The sequence below is a fragment of the Enterobacter sp. DC1 genome (genome assembly GCF_000568075.1).
In the GTDB taxonomy this organism is placed as follows: Bacteria; Pseudomonadota; Gammaproteobacteria; order Enterobacterales; family Enterobacteriaceae; genus Enterobacter; species Enterobacter asburiae.
Genome location: NZ_AZUA01000001.1, coordinates 730,022 through 746,114, shown reverse-complemented (window position 1 = coordinate 746,114; position 16,093 = coordinate 730,022). Strand labels below are relative to the sequence as shown.

The 16,093-nt window shown below is 56.2% G+C and carries 17 protein-coding genes; 3 read left to right on the top strand and 14 right to left on the bottom strand.

Translation table 11 applies throughout. The features are described from left to right. The first annotated feature begins 28 nt into the window (after positions 1-28). Positions 29-1,303, top strand: a complete 1,275-nt coding sequence (gene tyrS, locus P346_RS17895; protein WP_032657730.1) for a tyrosine--tRNA ligase — start codon at positions 29-31, stop codon at positions 1,301-1,303. A 66-nt stretch (positions 1,304-1,369) separates the two neighbouring features. After that, positions 1,370-2,230 (top strand): pyridoxal kinase PdxY, encoded by an 861-nt coding sequence (gene pdxY, locus P346_RS17900; protein ID WP_032657728.1) that lies wholly within the window; start codon positions 1,370-1,372, stop codon positions 2,228-2,230. Positions 2,231-2,290: 60 nt separating this feature from the next. On the opposite strand, the gene gstA is transcribed toward pdxY, so the two are convergent. From gstA to blr, 12 genes are all read right to left on the bottom strand, one after another. Next, positions 2,291-2,896, bottom strand: a complete 606-nt coding sequence (gstA, locus tag P346_RS17905) for a glutathione transferase GstA (protein WP_032657725.1) — start codon at positions 2,894-2,896, stop codon at positions 2,291-2,293. A 100-nt stretch (positions 2,897-2,996) separates the two neighbouring features. Beyond that, positions 2,997-4,505 (bottom strand): dipeptide/tripeptide permease DtpA, encoded by a 1,509-nt coding sequence (gene dtpA / locus P346_RS17910; protein ID WP_032657721.1) that lies wholly within the window; start codon positions 4,503-4,505, stop codon positions 2,997-2,999. 591 nt (positions 4,506-5,096) lie between these two features. Next, the gene (gene nth / locus P346_RS17915) at positions 5,097-5,732 is read right to left on the bottom strand and encodes an endonuclease III (protein ID WP_008500570.1); all 636 of its coding nucleotides are present in this window, start codon (positions 5,730-5,732) and stop codon (positions 5,097-5,099) included. Next, positions 5,729-6,415, bottom strand: a complete 687-nt coding sequence (locus P346_RS17920; protein WP_023617347.1) for an electron transport complex subunit E — start codon at positions 6,413-6,415, stop codon at positions 5,729-5,731. The genes nth and P346_RS17920 overlap by 4 nt, the downstream gene beginning before the upstream one ends. Before the next feature lie 2 nt (positions 6,416-6,417). Beyond that, positions 6,418-7,038 (bottom strand): electron transport complex subunit RsxG, encoded by a 621-nt coding sequence (gene rsxG, locus P346_RS17925; protein ID WP_032657718.1) that lies wholly within the window; start codon positions 7,036-7,038, stop codon positions 6,418-6,420. Positions 7,039-7,048: 10 nt separating this feature from the next. After that, a complete protein-coding gene (gene rsxD, locus P346_RS17930) occupies positions 7,049-8,101 on the bottom strand; it encodes an electron transport complex subunit RsxD (protein ID WP_032651036.1) in 1,053 nt (350 codons plus the stop codon). Continuing rightward, complete coding sequence (gene rsxC / locus P346_RS17935) at positions 8,102-10,144, bottom strand: electron transport complex subunit RsxC (protein WP_032657715.1); 2,043 nt, start codon at positions 10,142-10,144, stop codon at positions 8,102-8,104. Further along, on the bottom strand, positions 10,137-10,715 hold the full coding sequence (gene rsxB / locus P346_RS17940; RefSeq protein WP_032657710.1) for an electron transport complex subunit RsxB: 579 nt from the start codon (positions 10,713-10,715) through the stop codon (positions 10,137-10,139). The genes rsxC and rsxB overlap by 8 nt, the downstream gene beginning before the upstream one ends. Continuing rightward, positions 10,715-11,296, bottom strand: coding sequence for an electron transport complex subunit RsxA (rsxA, locus tag P346_RS17945; RefSeq protein WP_032657707.1), 582 nt, complete (start codon positions 11,294-11,296; stop codon positions 10,715-10,717). The genes rsxB and rsxA overlap by 1 nt, the downstream gene beginning before the upstream one ends. Before the next feature lie 76 nt (positions 11,297-11,372). Continuing rightward, a complete protein-coding gene (locus P346_RS17950; protein ID WP_029740310.1) occupies positions 11,373-11,813 on the bottom strand; it encodes a DUF2569 domain-containing protein in 441 nt (146 codons plus the stop codon). Between the two features lie 86 nt (positions 11,814-11,899). Further along, positions 11,900-12,115, bottom strand: coding sequence for a transcription modulator YdgT (ydgT, locus tag P346_RS17955; protein WP_013096896.1), 216 nt, complete (start codon positions 12,113-12,115; stop codon positions 11,900-11,902). 231 nt (positions 12,116-12,346) lie between these two features. Next, the gene (gene blr / locus P346_RS0121440; RefSeq protein WP_168112406.1) at positions 12,347-12,472 is read right to left on the bottom strand and encodes a division septum protein Blr; all 126 of its coding nucleotides are present in this window, start codon (positions 12,470-12,472) and stop codon (positions 12,347-12,349) included. A gap of 243 nt (positions 12,473-12,715) precedes the next feature. On the opposite strand from blr, the gene P346_RS17960 reads away from it, so the two are divergent. Then, positions 12,716-13,756: an oxidoreductase gene (locus tag P346_RS17960; RefSeq protein WP_032657704.1), complete on the top strand. Its 1,041-nt coding sequence runs from the start codon at positions 12,716-12,718 to the stop codon at positions 13,754-13,756. A gap of 50 nt (positions 13,757-13,806) precedes the next feature. Here P346_RS17960 and add read toward each other — a convergent pair whose 3' ends face one another. After that, positions 13,807-14,808, bottom strand: a complete 1,002-nt coding sequence (gene add, locus P346_RS17965; RefSeq protein WP_032657701.1) for an adenosine deaminase — start codon at positions 14,806-14,808, stop codon at positions 13,807-13,809. 96 nt (positions 14,809-14,904) lie between these two features. Next, positions 14,905-16,077: a MalY/PatB family protein gene (locus tag P346_RS17970; RefSeq protein ID WP_032657700.1), complete on the bottom strand. Its 1,173-nt coding sequence runs from the start codon at positions 16,075-16,077 to the stop codon at positions 14,905-14,907. Positions 16,078-16,093: the final 16 nt, after the last annotated feature.

Below are 16,093 nucleotides of genomic sequence, written 5' to 3'. Positions count from 1 at the left end.
GTGCAGTCGTTTATACATGGAGAATTTGATGGCAAGCAGTAACTTGATTAAACAATTGCAAGAGCGGGGCCTCGTGGCCCAGGTGACGGACGAGGAAGCGTTAGCAGAGCGACTGGCGCAAGGCCCGATCGCGCTCTATTGCGGCTTCGATCCCACCGCTGACAGCTTGCATTTGGGGCATCTTGTTCCATTGTTATGCCTGAAACGCTTCCAGATGGCGGGCCATAAGCCTGTTGCGCTGGTGGGCGGCGCGACCGGTCTGATTGGTGACCCAAGCTTTAAAGCCGCCGAGCGTAAACTGAATACCGAAGATACCGTGCAGGAGTGGGTGGATAAGATCCGCAAACAGGTTGCACCGTTCCTCGACTTCAACTGTGGCGACAACTCCGCAATCGCTGCTAACAACTACGACTGGTTTGGTGGCATGAACGTGCTGACCTTCCTGCGCGACATCGGCAAGCACTTCTCTGTTAACCAGATGATTAACAAAGAAGCCGTGAAGCAGCGTCTGAACCGTGACGACCAGGGCATCTCCTTTACCGAGTTCTCCTACAACCTGCTGCAGGGCTATGACTTTGCCTGCCTGAACAAGCTGCACGGCGTTTCCCTGCAGATTGGCGGTTCCGATCAGTGGGGTAACATCACCTCCGGTATCGACCTGACCCGTCGTCTGCACCAGAACCAGGTCTTCGGTCTGACCGTTCCGCTGATCACCAAAGCAGACGGCACCAAATTTGGTAAAACCGAAGGCGGCGCGGTATGGCTCGATCCGAAGAAAACCAGCCCGTACAAATTCTACCAGTTCTGGATCAACACGGCGGATGCCGATGTTTACCGCTTCCTGAAGTTCTTCACCTTTATGGACATTGAAGAGATCAACGCGCTGGAAGAAGAAGACAAGAACAGCGGTAAAGCACCGCGCGCCCAGTACGTGCTGGCGGACGAAGTGACCAAGCTGGTTCACGGTGAAGAAGGTCTGGCTGCGGCAAAACGCATTACCGCAAGCCTGTTCAACGGTACCCTGAGCGATCTGAGCGAAGCGGACTTCGAACAGCTGGCGCAGGACGGCGTGCCGATGGTTGAGATGGAAAAAGGGGCTGACCTGATGCAGGCGCTGGTGGACTCTGAGCTCCAGCCTTCGCGCGGTCAGGCGCGTAAAACCATCGCGTCTAACGCTATCACCATCAACGGTGAGAAACAGGCCGACCCGGAATACACCTTCGTTGACGGTGACCGTCTGTATGGTCGCTACACGCTGCTGCGTCGCGGTAAGAAAAACTACTGCCTTGTCTGCTGGAAATAAATAACAGTCTCCAGGGGCGTGGGAAACCACGCCCCTTTTGTTTTTTCAGGGTTTGGTAAGAAAAAAATGAAGAACATCCTCGCCATTCAGTCCCACGTTGTTTTTGGACACGCGGGCAATAGCGCCGCGGAATTCCCGATGCGTCGCCTCGGCGTCAACGTCTGGCCCCTTAATACCGTGCAGTTCTCTAACCATACGCAATACGGCAAATGGACCGGCTGCGTAATGCCGCCTTCGCACCTCACCGAGGTTGTACAGGGGATTGCCGATATCGACCAGCTTAAACGCTGCGACGCCGTGCTGAGCGGCTACCTCGGCTCAGCGGAGCAGGGGGAGCATATCCTCGGCATCGTACGCCAGGTGAAAGCCGCAAACCCGTCGGCAAAATACTTCTGCGACCCCGTCATGGGCCATCCGGAGAAAGGCTGCATCGTGGCGCCAGGCGTTGCAGAGTTTCACGTCCGCCACGCGCTGCCCGCCAGCGATATCATTGCGCCAAACCTGGTCGAACTCGAAATTCTCTGCGAGCGTCCGGTTAACAGCGTAGAAGAGGCGGTAAGCGCGTCTCGTGAGCTGATCGCTCTGGGGCCTGAAGTTGTGCTGGTAAAACATCTCGCCCGCGCAGGGCTGAGCCAGGACCGTTTTGAGATGCTTCTGGTGACGAAAGATGACGCCTGGCATATCAGCCGTCCGCTGGTGGATTTTGGCCTGCGCCAGCCGGTTGGGGTCGGGGATGTCACCAGCGGTCTGCTGCTGGTGAAATTGCTGCAGGGCGCGACGACGCGCGACGCGCTGGAGCACGTTACCGCGGCGGTGTACGAAATCATGATTGCGACGAAAGAGATGCAGGAATATGAACTGCAGGTGGTAGCGGCACAGGATCGTATCGCGAAGCCGGAGCACTATTTCAGCGCCACCCGGTTATAACCGGCCAAAACGTGTAGGCCGGGTAAGCGTTAGCGCCACCCGGCAACACAGGCCGCTCGGTTAATTCAAACCTTCCGCTTTCAGCGCCGCAGCCACTGCAGGACGCTCAGCCACGCGTTTCATATACGATGCGACATGGTCTAACCCTTCCAGGTTCAGCTTAACCGCGCGCGCCCAGCGCAGCACGGTAAACAGATACGCATCGGCAATCGTGAAGCGCGAACCACAAATCCACTGTTCGTCTTTCAGCGATTCGTTAACGTACTGCAGCTTTTTCTCAAGAAGCGCGCGCAGGGTCGGCTTGAACTCCTCTGGCGTATCCGGGCGGAAGAGCGGCGTAAATCCTTTGTGCAGTTCGGTCGCAATGTAGTTGAGCCATTCCAGCGTTTTATAGCGAGAAATGGTACTGACCGGTGCCAGCAGCTGACGATCGGGTACGCTATCGGCCAGGAACTGCATAATCGCGACGCCTTCGGTCAGCAGAGTACCGTCATCCAGCAAGAGCGCCGGAACTTGTCCCTTGGGGTTAATGGCAAGAAAATCATCGCCATTTTCCAGACGCTTTTTCATGAGATCAACGCCATCCAGCGTGAAATCTTTGCCGCTCTCGCGCAGGGTGATATGGGAAGCAAGAGAGCACGCGCCCGGTTTGTAGAACAGTTTCATCGGTAACTCCTTTTTGCTGAGGTTTCAGCTATGTTAGTGCGCCAACGGACAAAAAAAAAGCCGCTAATATGCATTAGCGGCTCGTCGTTTCTCAATAATCTTACGCGGTAGCGGTTTTGGTCGCTTCAGCCGTCTTGTCGTCGTCCTGAGTCATACGATTCAGTTTCGGCGCGGTCAGCAGCATCAGAACGGCAATAACTGCAGTCGCGATACCAATCTGCATGAACACGGTGCCGTACACGTTCAGGGAAAGCAGTGGGTCAGTCACGTTTTCCGGAACCGCCATCAGGTTCGCAATCTTACCTGCAATGATTGCCGCACCGGCAGTGGTCAGGAACCAGCTACCCATAATGAAGCCCATCAGACGCTGCGGCACCAGCTGTGCAACCATTGCCAGGCCCAGACCGGAGATCATTAGTTCGCCGATAGACTGCAGCGCGTAGCTCAGGATCAGCCAGTTAACGGACACGATACCTGCGTCGGTGGCAAATTTGGTACCCAGCGGCAGCACCAGGAAGGCGCAAGAACACAGCACCATGCCCACGGCGAACTTGTGCGGCATTGGCAGACGGTCGCCCATCTTGTTATAGATAGCGGCCAGAATCGGGGAACCAATCATGATCCAGAACGGGTTCAGAGCCTGGAACTGCTCAGGTTCGAACGCGATACCGAGGATTGAATGCTCAACGTTACGGATAGCGAAGAAGTTCAGGGAAGTTGGCATCTGGCTGTACAGCACGAAGAAGATAATCGCTTCCAGCATCAGGATGAACGCCACAATCATCTTACGACGTGCAGCGCCCTGCATAGCGAAGGCTTCTTTCGCAAAGATGACCACGATACCCAGCGCGACCACGCCCAGAACGGCACGGGCGATACCCTGGTTGTGCAGCAGCCAGGTGGCGATTGCCGCGAGGACAACAACGCCCACGATGGTGGCCAGCAGTTTGCCCATATGCACAGGCTCGAAGTCAGGTTTTGAACCGTAGTCTTTAACCCAGCTGCGGCAGAACAGGAAGTTCACCACGGTGATCAGCATGCCCACGAAGCTCAGCGCGAACGCCACGCTCCAGCCGAACTTAGCTGCGAGCCATGGGGTTGCCAGCATCGAGAAGAACGAACCGATGTTGATGGACATGTAGTACATGGTAAATGCACCGTCCAGGCGCGGATCGTCTTTGTTATAGCAGGTAGAAAGCAGGGAGGACGGGTTCGCTTTGAACAGACCGTTACCGACGGCAATCGTCGCCATACCCATATACACGACAGCGGCATCATGCCCTGACCATGCAACCAGACCATAGCCAATCGCCAGGACAATGGCACCCAGCATGATGACACGTTTAGTCCCGAGGACTTTATCACCCAGCCAGCCGCCAATAGCGACCAGACCGTACACCAGAGCACTAAAGGAAGAGAACAGCGTGATGGAATCGGCTTCGGACATACCCAGCTGTTTTACCAGGTAAACCGCCATGATCCCTTGCAGGCCGTAATAACCAAAACGCTCCCATAACTCAATAGAGAAGATGAGATAGAACGCTTTAGGCTGTTTAAAAGCGTTAAGACTCACGCTTTCATCTGTTGGTTTATTGTTTGCAGTAGACACATATACCTCTTTTTTTACATCCCATATTAACGGGGGTGTTCATAGCGTGATGGCCGTAGTCCATACGCCTTATAGTTATATTGGGAGGAGAAACGGCGGGTAATGTTCACTATCCTGCCCCATCTGGCAATACGTTTGTAATAATCTGTTACATATATCTGAAGTGGTATAATCGTCGGTTCATATAAATGTTATTCAGCGTTAAATTTCATACGATGATTAAAGGTAGTTTTTTCGACTGGCAGTAACCCACTTTGACCGGCCTTTGGCGATATGTTCTGCTATTTACCGCTTCGCGCAGTGATATAGCCCATATTCTGAAAAATAGCTGGTCTTATCTTCGGTGATGGAAGGAGAGTATCTTGTCAGACAAAGGGTTTAGGCAGATTTTGACAACAAAAATTCAACATGAAGTTATCAGGGTGATCGCGATCACAGATGTATAGAAATTTTTGGCTATGAAAAAACTATTAACCTGTTTGAGCGTTAAACAACCGAACAAGTGACAGGTCAGGGGGAATGAAAGACGGACAAATAACGGCCAAAAGAAGGGTGCCTGGTAGCCCTTCTTTTGGTAAGGGATTGTGACGATCAGGGATACACTTTTTCTTTGTATTCGCAGAGATCTTCAATAATGCAGGAGCCGCAGCGAGGTTTACGGGCAATGCAGGTATAGCGGCCGTGCAGAATCAGCCAGTGATGGCAATCAACCTTAAATTCGGCCGGAACCACTTTTAACAGCTTCTCTTCGACCTGCTCAACATTTTTCCCCGGCGCGAAGTTAGTCCGGTTAGAGACGCGGAAAATATGCGTATCCACGGCGATGGTCGGCCAGCCAAACGCGGTGTTGAGCACCACGTTTGCAGTCTTACGCCCCACGCCCGGTAAGGCTTCCAGCGCGGCGCGGTCCTCCGGCACTTCGCCCCCGTGCTGTTCCAGCAGGATCCGGCAGGTCTTAATCACATTTTCAGCTTTGCTGTTAAACAGGCCGATGGTTTTGATATAGGACTTCACGCCTTCCACGCCCAGCTCCAGCATGGCTTTCGGCGTATTGGCGACCGGATAGAGCAGGGCAGTGGCTTTATTGACGCTCACATCGGTCGCCTGCGCGGAGAGCAACACGGCGATCAGCAGCTCAAACGGGGAGGTAAAATTCAGCTCCGTCGTCGGGTGCGGGTTCTCGTCCCGCAGACGGGTCAGGATCGCAATGCGCTTTTCTTTATTCATGAAGCCTTCTCGGGTGTCCCTTCCAGAACGCTACGCTCAGCCGCGCGGCGCTTACGTTTCTCATCAATCAGGTATTTTATCGCCAGCATCATGCCAAGGCCAATAAACGCGCCAGGGGGCAGCATTGCCAGCAGGAATGGCGTATCGGTGTGGAACACTTCAACGCGCAGCGCTTTGGCCCAGCCGCCCAGCAGCGCATCTGCGCCGTCAAACAGCGTACCGTTACCGAGGATCTCGCGCAGCGAGCCCAGCACGAACATGGCACAGGTGGCGCCCATTCCAATGGAAAAACCATCCAGCGCCGACATGGCGGGGCTGTTTTTCACCGCGAACGCTTCCGCACGGCCAACGACGATACAGTTGGTGACGATAAGGGGAATAAAGATCCCGAGCGACTGGTACAGGCCAAACGCGTAGGCGTTAATCAGCATCTGGACGATACTGACCACCGACGCAATGATCATGACGTAAATCGGAATACGTATTTCCGACGGCGTCCAGCGGCGCAGGGCGGAGATGGAGAGGTTGGTCAGAGTCAGCACCAGCGTGGTTGCCAGACCCAGACCGAGCGCGTTGGTGGCGGTGGACGTTACCGCCAGCAGGGGGCACATCCCCAGAAGCTGGACCAGCGCGGAGTTGTTCTTCCACAATCCCTGGACGATAACTTCTTTAACCTGGCTCATGATTACTCCCCACAGGCCGGAAGATTGTTGATTTGCGCGGGCAGCGTTTCGGCATACAGCCCGGCTCGTTTTACGGCGTTCACCACGGCGCGCGGCGTGATGGTCGCGCCGGTGAACTGGTCGAAATCGCCGCCGTCTTTCTTCACCGCAAACGCGGTGTCATCTTCGCCATGGATAACTTTACCGGCAAAGTGCAAAATCCAGTCGCTCAGACGGGTTTCAATTTTATCGCCCAGTCCCGGCGTTTCATGATGTTCCGTCACGCGGGTGCCCAGTATCGTGCCGGAGAAATCGCTGCCGACAAGCAGCTGAATGGCGCCGGAATAGCCGTCGGGCGCCGTCGCTTCCATCACTGCGCCTACCGGTTTATCCCCTTTGCGGGCAATAAAGAGGCGGTGCGGGCCTTTCCCAAGCTGCGGCGCGTCTACCACAAAGCAGCTATTTTGCAGGTCATTATCGTAGAAATCTGACGGGATCACCTGATCGAACAGCGCCTTTTGCTGCTTTGAAGCCTGCTCTTCGATGGTCGTTTTGGTTAACCCATTGACCAGGGCCGTCAGCCCGGTCAGGACCGCGGCGAAGACAGCCAGCGTGACGCCGTGTTTTTGCATCGTTTTTAACATGGCGAAACCCTTAGCGATGGCCGTACACGCGCGGACGCGTGTAGTAGTCGATGAGCGGAACGGTAATATTGGCGAGCAGGACGGCGAACGCGACGCCGTCCGGGTAACCGCCAAAGCTGCGGATGAGCCATACCAGCAGGCCCGCCAGCGCGCCGAAGATCAGGCGGCCGCGGTTAGTCGTTGACGCCGTAACCGGATCCGTCAGGATAAAGAAGGCACCCAGCATGGTCGCACCGGAGAGCAAATGCATCTGCGGGCTGGCGAGTGATTCAGGAGAGAAGACCCATCCCAACGTCGCGCAAACTGCCAGCGTAACGAGGAAGCTGACCGGAATATGCCAGCGAATAGCTTTCTGCTGCAGCAGGAACAGGCCGCCCAGCAGATACGCCAGGTTGACCCACTGCCAGCCTGCACCCGCCAGCATGCCGCTATAAATCGCGGATTTCATGATCTGCTCAACGCTGTGCCCGGCGTGCAGGGACGTTTTAAAGGTATCGAGAGGCGTCGCCTGGCTGATACCGTCCACGCCCATGCGCAGCGCGTTCATATCAGCGCCGAGCGCCGTATGGCCGGTAAAGATCACGTGCAGGGCATCCATAAAGCCGGGAACCGTGGCCGCAATCTCATGCGGAGGCAGCCAGCTGGTCATCTGCACCGGGAAGGAGATCAGCAGCACCACGTAGCCAATCATCGCCGGGTTAAAAGGGTTATGGCCGAGCCCACCGTACAGCTGTTTGGCAATGATCACCGCAAACACGGTACCAAGGACCACCATCCACCATGGGGCGAACGGTGGGATACTGATGGCCAGCAACAGGCCGGTCAGCAGCGCGGAGTTGTCGGCAAGAATGCGGGAGACAGCCGCCTTGCGCAGCTTAAGCACAAGGGCTTCCGCCGCCAGGGCGCTGGCACAGCCCAGGATTATCTGGAACAGGGTTCCCCAGCCGAAAAACCAGCACTGAACGGCAATGCCCGGCAGCGCGGCCAGGCAGACCAGCATCATGATACGCGATGTCTGGCGCTGGTTGTGGGTGTAAGGGGAGCTTGCGATTCTGAAAACCATTTAATCCTCGTTAACTGCTTGCTGTGCGGCTTTCTTCGCCTGAACGCGCGCAATGGCGGCGGCGACGGCTGCCTTGCGCGGGTCATCGTTGGCGGCCTGCGGCTGCTCTTCCTGCTGCGCCACCTTACGGGCTTTGGCGCGAGCAATGGCCGCTTCGACTGCGGCTTTGCGCGGGTCGACCGGTGGTACTTCTGCTTCTGATACTGCCGCTGGTGCCTGCTGCGAAGCCTTACGGGCTTTGGCCCGGGCTATCGCCGCTTCAACGGCGGCTTTACGCGGGTCGACCGGTGGTGCTTCTGCTTCTGATACTGCCTCTGGTGCCTGCTGCGCAGCCTTACGGGCTTTGGCCCGGGCTATCGCAGCTTCAACGGCCGCTTTGCGCGGGTCGACCTCATTATCTGCCTGAACCGTTTGCGCTTTTTCCGCCTGACGGGCGCGCGCTGCGGCCTTACGTGCCTCACGCGCGGCGATGGCTTCGCTGTTATCAGGTTTCTCACCCGCCGGGATCACCACAGGCTGTGCCGCGGTCGCTTTTTTCTCACGAACGCGCGCCAGCGCGGCGTTAATGGCATCCTGATCTTTTTCGGCAGGCTGAACGGCGGCCTGCTTATGGCGTTCCTGACGGGCGATTTTTTCGCGCTCCAGTCGCGCCTGACGCGCTTCGAAACGTGCCTTGGCTTCCGCGGCGCGTTTTTCTTCCATGGAAATGGCATAAATCTCAGCCTTCTCCTGGCGGAAATACTGCACCAGCGGGATGTTGCTTGGGCAGACCCAGGCGCAAGCGCCGCATTCGATGCAGTCGGCCAGGTTATGGGCTGTTGCCTTGTCGTGCAGCTGGCCTTTGCTGTACCAGTACAGCTGCTGCGGCAGCAGATCCGCCGGGCAGGCATCGGCACAGGCGCTGCAGCGGATGCAGCCTTTCTCTTCCTGTTCTTCACCCATTTCGGTTGGCGAAGGGGCGAGCAGACAGTTGGTGATTTTCACTACCGGAACATCCAGCCACGGCAGGGTAAAGCCCATCAGCGGGCCGCCCATGATCACCATCTGGTCGCTTCCCGAGCAAAACTCAGCCTGTTCCAGCAGATGGCGCACCGGGGTACCCAGACGCGCCCAGACGTTGCCCGGACGGGAAACCGACTCGCCGGTCAGCGTCACCACGCGCTCGGTCAACGGCTCGCCGTCAATCACCGCGCGTTTCACCGCATAGGCGGTGCCGACGTTTTGCATCAGCACGCCGATATCCGAAGAGCGTCCGCCGTGCGGCACCTGCTTGCCGGTGAGAATTTGCGTCAGCTGTTTTGCGCCGCCAGAAGGGTACTTGGTCGGGATAACGCGCAGGCTAATATCGTGACTGCCCGCCAGCACGGCGCGCAGCATCGAGATGGCCTGCGGTTTATTGTCTTCGATACCAATCAGCACTTCCCGCGGCTGCAGAATGTGCGCCAGGATGCGGATACCTTCCACCACCTGGGCGGCACAGTCCTGCATCAGACGATCGTCTGCGGTGATATACGGCTCGCACTCGGCGGCATTGATAATCAACGTCTGGATGTTATCGCCACCGCCGCGCAGCTTGACGCCGGTCGGGAAACCCGCGCCGCCCAGCCCGGCGACGCCGAACTGATGAATACGTTCGATAAGCGCTTCGCGGCTCTGGCTGCGGTAGTCGCTCCAGCCGTCACGATCGATCCAGCGGTCTTCGCCGTCGGCTTCAATGATCACGCTCAGCTCCGACAGCGCGGACGGATGAGCCACCGTATGAGGAGCAATCGCCACCACTTTACCGGAGGTGGGGGCGTGTATCGGCAGCATACGTCCACGGCCAAAGGTTAGCGGCTGACCGCGCAGAACCGTATCGCCTTCTTTCACGCACAGCTCGCCCTCAGCGCCAATATGCTGCTTGAGCGGCATGACGTAACGCGTCGCCAGCGGAATTTGACGCAGCGGCGTGCCGTTGGACTGGGTTTTCATCTCTGGCGGATGGATACCGCCGTCAAAGTCCCAGATCTTCTCTTTTCTGAAAGCAGAAAATAACTTAAGCATGTTGTTCCACAGGAATATTGCGAACCGGAATGGTTTGAAGATCCCACTTCCAGCTTTCGGTAGTCGTTTCAACCGGGCGCAGCTCGATACATTGCGTCGGGCAGGGGGCCACGCAGAGGTTACAGCCGGTGCACAGATCCGCCACAACGGTATGCATAGCGCGGGTTGCGCCGACAATGGCGTCAACCGGGCAGGCCTGAATACATTTGGTGCAGCCGATGCAGTTGGCTTCGTCGATCACGGCCAGGGCACGGACCGGCTCCTGCACGTCCGCATCGCCGTCAACGGGCTGCGGATCAACGTTGAGCAGGGTCGCGATTTTCAGCATCACCGCTTCGCCGCCGGGGGCGCAGCGGTTAATTTTTTCACCCTGAATCCCTACCGCTTCGGCATAGGGGCGGCAGCCGGGATAGCCGCACTGCCCGCACTGGCTTTGCGGCAGAAGCTCATCAATTTTCTCAACAACAGGATCGTCCTCTACCGCGAAACGGCGGGAGGCGTAACCCAGGATAAGGCCAAACACCAACCCCAGAACGCTGATAGAGGCGATGGCAATCCAGATAGCATTCATTACAACTTCACCAGACCACTAAAGCCCATAAAGGCCAGAGACATTAAACCTGCGGTCACCAGCGCAATCGCGTTACCGCGGAAGGGCGCAGGAATATCCGCTGCTGCCAGGCGCTCGCGAATGGAGGCGAACAGCACCATTACCAGGGAAAAACCGACTGCCGCAGAGAAACCATACAGCGCCGACTGCATAAAGTTATGGCCAAGGTTGATGTTCAGCAGCGCTACGCCGAGAACGGCGCAGTTGGTGGTGATCAGCGGCAGGAAGATGCCCAGCAGGCGATAAAGCGCCGGGCTGGTTTTGCGCACCACCATTTCGGTAAATTGCACAACAACCGCAATGACCAGAATAAAAGCCAGCGTACGAAGATAGATTAACCCCAGCGGGATGAGGATCCAGGTATCAATCAACCACGCGCAGATGGACGCCAGCGTCATGACGAAGGTCGTCGCCAGCCCCATGCCCATCGCTGTTTCCAGCTTTTTGGACACGCCCATAAACGGGCACAGGCCAAGGAACTTCACCAGAACGAAGTTGTTAACCAGCACGGTGCCGACAAAGAGCAGTAAGTAATCGGTCATTATTTAGCCTGAAATAAAAAAGCCGCCTATTATCGGATAAACCAACGCAGGCGACAACAGGTTATCTGTAGGGTTATTACGGGTTCACGAAGGTGTTTTTCACCCGCGTCGAACGCTTGAAATAGGGTACCAGCAGCGCCGCGGCCAGCAACGGGAAAAGCAGCTGACGGACGGCCAGAGCGTCTGAGACGGGCGAAAAAGCAAAGGCTTTCACCGCCAGCAGGACCGAAATCAGCAGCCAGATAATGTAGTGTTTAGGTACACTTTTGCGGCGCTTAAAGAAGGCGATGGTCAACCACAGGGTGTAGTACCACATTCCAATTGCGAAAACGAACGACACAAACCACATCGCAATATTCAGCACGCTTTGCGACATCAGGGTCTGGATGGCGTGAGGGGTAATCAGTGCGGTGGTATACAGCAGCAGCGCAAGCGATGCGCTTAATAAGGCAACCAGCAGCCATGCCAGTGGGGCGATTAACCAGCCTCCAATGCGATCTCCAGGCGTTGCGGTCATGAACTCTCCCATAATCTGCGCGAAATGTTGTACAGCCAGTTTGCAGGGCGGAGAGTATATAACATTTCGCGCGGATGGCTACTTTCTTATAAAACGTAACGCCATACGGACTTAGGCACTTCACCCACGTTGAACAAACGACCTCCGGAAACCAGCTCCGCACGGCGATGGTCAGCGGCGCGATACATATTAATGATGTCCTGATTATCCGACAGGGTGTAGTTCAGATGGTCAAACAGTTTTTCCAGGCTCTCAAGCGAATTGATCTTGCGAAATTTTAATAAATAGTCCTGAACTGTCATATTAATAAGTTTCCATATAAAAGTGAGTAATACCAGTTAAGGTAATTCGTTCGAATAATAAACGGATTAATAAAGACGTAAACAGCCCACTCAGGTAACGCGACGAAATTAGGAGTTTTCTTTGCTGAAATTCAGGCATCAGACGATGCCTGGAAGAGAAGGTTAACCGTGTTCACCAGGGCTGGCAATAAGTAACTGACATATTATGTCACTCTTTATTGCAGTAACCGGTTACTTAGGTTGGGCGACTGTGACAGGCTCCGGCGGCTGGTAGTTATCGATATGGCTGGCAACGCCCAGCAAAATGACCGAAACCCCAAGGACAATCCATCCCGCTAATTCAATGATTCGATTAATAATTGACGTCATGATTCGTAGTTGTACTTTATCCATAAATACAGGTCGCAAATGTTACAGCGACGTTTCCCCGACGGCAAGCGCTTTGGGAACGGTTCCCTTAAACAAAATCAGTGGGTTAATACTATGTAACAAAAACAACCCGTACAACCTGCTATTTTAAGTCATATGGCACATTATTAATCTGTGGTAATGCCAGGCTAGCCAGTGTGAAATAAGAACGTCATAAAAGAGGATGGCACTATGAGTGATAATATCCGCGTTGGGCTTATCGGCTACGGGTATGCAAGCAAAACGTTTCATGCGCCTCTGATAGCCGGAACGCCGGGGATGACCCTGGCTGCGGTATCCAGCAGCGATGCCGCTAAAGTCCACGCCGACTGGCCCTCCGTACCGGTTGTCTCTGAACCTAAACACCTTTTCAACGATCCGAATATTGATTTAATTGTTATCCCCACCCCGAACGATACCCACTTCCCACTGGCAAAAGCCGCGCTGGAAGCCGGTAAGCACGTGGTTGTCGATAAGCCCTTTACCGTCACGCTGTCTCAGGCTCGCGAGCTGGATGCGCTGGCAAAGAGCCTGGGCAGGCTGCTGTCGGTGTTCCATAACCGCCGCTGGGACAGCGATTTTCTGACGGTAAAAAGGCTTCTCAGCGAGGGCACGCTGGGGGAGATCCTCTTTTTTGAATCGCACTTTGACCGCTTCCGTCCGCAGGTAAGAAACCGCTGGCGCGAGCAGGCCGGTCCGGGCAGCGGTATCTGGTACGATTTAGCCCCGCATCTGCTGGATCAGGCCGTCAATCTTTTTGGTCTGCCGGTGAGCATGACGGTCGATCTGGCCCAGCTCCGGCCCGGAGCGCAGACGACCGATTACTTCCACGCGGTGCTCAGCTACCCGCAGCGGCGGATTGTGCTTCACGGCACGATGGTCGCGGCCGCGGAATCGGCCCGCTACATTATTCACGGCACGCGCGGGAGCTACGTGAAGTTTGGTCTCGATCCGCAGGAGGACCGGCTGAAAAGCGGTGAACGTTTGCCGCAGGAAGACTGGGGCTATGATATGCGCGACGGCGTGGTAACGCGGGTGGAAGGTGAGGAACTGGTAGAGGAAACCCTGCTGACGATCCCGGGCAACTATCCGGCCTATTATGCGGGCATCCGCGATGCGCTGAACGGCACGGGCGAGAATCCGGTTCCGGCCAGCCAGGCGATTCAGATTATGGAGCTGATTGAGCTGGGAATTGAATCTGCCAAACATCGCGCCACGCTCTGTCTGGCATAAGTTCAAACGTTTGTAGGCCGGGTAAGCGTCAGCGCCACCCGGCGACGGTGTTAACCGCGAGCCACTTTATCTTTCAGCGCCTGCTTCTCTTCAGGCGTCAGGAAGGCGATCTCCAGCCCGTTGATCTGCGCCTGACGGATCTGCTCGCGGCTCAGACCCGCCTGCGGTGCGGCGATGTTGTATTCGTGGATGATATCCACGCCCTGTACCGCCGGATCGTCAGTATTCAGCGAGGCCAGCACGCCATGCTCGAGGAACGTTTTCAGCGGATGATGGGCCAGCGTTGCGACGGTGCTGGTCTGAATGTTAGACGTCAGGCACGACTCAATCCCGATACGCTGCTCCGCCAGGAAATCCATCAGGGCGCGATCTTCTACCGCCTTCACGCCGTGACCTATACGCTCGGCGCCCAGCTCGCGGATGGCCTGCCAGATGCTTTCCGGGCCAGCTGCTTCACCCGCATGCACGGTAATGTGCCAGCCGGCATCGCGCGCGCGGTTGAAGTGGGAGAGGAACAGACTGCCCGGGAAGCCCAGCTCGTCACCGGCGAGGTCGACGGCGGTGATGTCATCGCGATGGGCCAGCAGCGCTTCCAGCTCCTGCAGGCAGGCAGCTTCGCCGAACGTACGGCTCATAATGCCAATCAGACGGGCCTGAACGTCGAAGGTTTTACATCCTTCGTGGACGCCTTCAATCACGGCTTCCACCACGCCTGCAACGGGCAGGCTGTGGGTCATCGCCATGTAGCCCGGCGAGAAGCGCAGCTCGACGTAATGCAGGCCGTTACGGGCCGCATCTTCAATGTTCTCAAACGCCACGCGGCGGCAGGCATCCAGCGAGGCCAGCATCTTCACGCCCCAGTCGAGCTTGCTCAGGAAGCTGACCAGGTCCGGTTCATTGGAAGTCACCTGTACGTGGGGGATCAGCGACTCAAGCGTCTGCGCAGGAAGCATTAAATTGAACTGGCGGCCAAGATCGAGGATGGTTTGGGCACGAATGTTACCGTCAAGGTGACGATGAATATCAGTTAAAGGCAGGCGTGTATCAATCATGGTCGCACTCTTTTCTGGTTAAAGTGCGCCATATTATAAAAACAAAACGGGGTAAAAAGCTATTTGCGCAAGGGAATATTCCGTTGCGCAAATTGATTACAGGAGCGTGTTAATCCCGGCAATGAGGCGTTGCACCCCCTGTTCAAGCTTGCTGCGCGGACAGCCAGCGTTCAGGCGAACAAAGCCGTTTCCCTCTTTGCCGTAGGTATATCCCGGCATGATGGCGATTTTTTGCTGCTCGATCAGCACTTTTTGCAGCGCACGATCGTCAATGTTCAGCGGGCGCAGGTCAATCCAGGCCAGGTAGGTCGCTTCGGGCGGCTGCCAGTTCAGCTTCGGAAAGGCGCGGTTTACTTCCTGCGCGATATACAACAGGTTCTCTTCCAGATAACTCCGCAGGGCATCCAGCCACGGCGCTCCCTGCTGATAGGCGGCGATATGCGCCGTTAGCGCCAGCACGGAAGGAGAAGAGAGGCCGTCCCGGCCTTTTAGCGCGCTGAGATAACCGTTACGGCTCGCTTCATCGCCGATCAGGCCGTAAGCGCCCGTCAGCGCCGGAATATTAAAGCTTTTCGAGCCGGAGGTGAGAAGCGCCCATTTGCCGCGCGCCACCGCGCTCCACGGCGTGTGACGATGCTCTCCCCACACCATATCCATATGAATTTCATCGCTGATAACCGCCACGTCATAGCGTGCGCAGAGTTCAGCCATCTGCGTCAGCTCATCCCGCGTCCAGACCTTGCCGGTTGGGTTTTGCGGGCTGCACAGCAGTAAAATTTTGTTTTCAGGTTTCGCCAGGGCCGCTTCCAGCGCAGCCATATTTCCCTGCCAGCCTGCGGCATGCTTTTCCATCTCCACGGGCACCACGTGACGCGAATTGCCTTCGATGGCTTTGTAAAACGCGTCGTATGCCGGGGTGTGAACCACTACGCCGTCGCCGGGGTGTGACCAGAGACGAATCAGCTCTGACACCATGTAGATAACGGAAGGACCATAAACGACGGTTTCCGTATCAATCGTGCTGTTAAAGCGCTGCTGGAACCAGTGCGCGACGGCGGCGAGAAACTCATCGTTCTTCCAGCGGCTGTAGCCCAGCACGCCGTGATTGATGCGCTGATGCAGCGCGTCGGTAATGCAGGGCGCGGTGGCGAAATCCATATCCGAGATGGTGAAGGGCAGCAGGTCGGCCGCGCCAAAGCGGTCAGCGACGTAGTCCCACTGCGTACACCAGGTGCCGTGTCGATCCACGACGGTAGAAAAATCAAACATGACGTGAGTCCTTAAA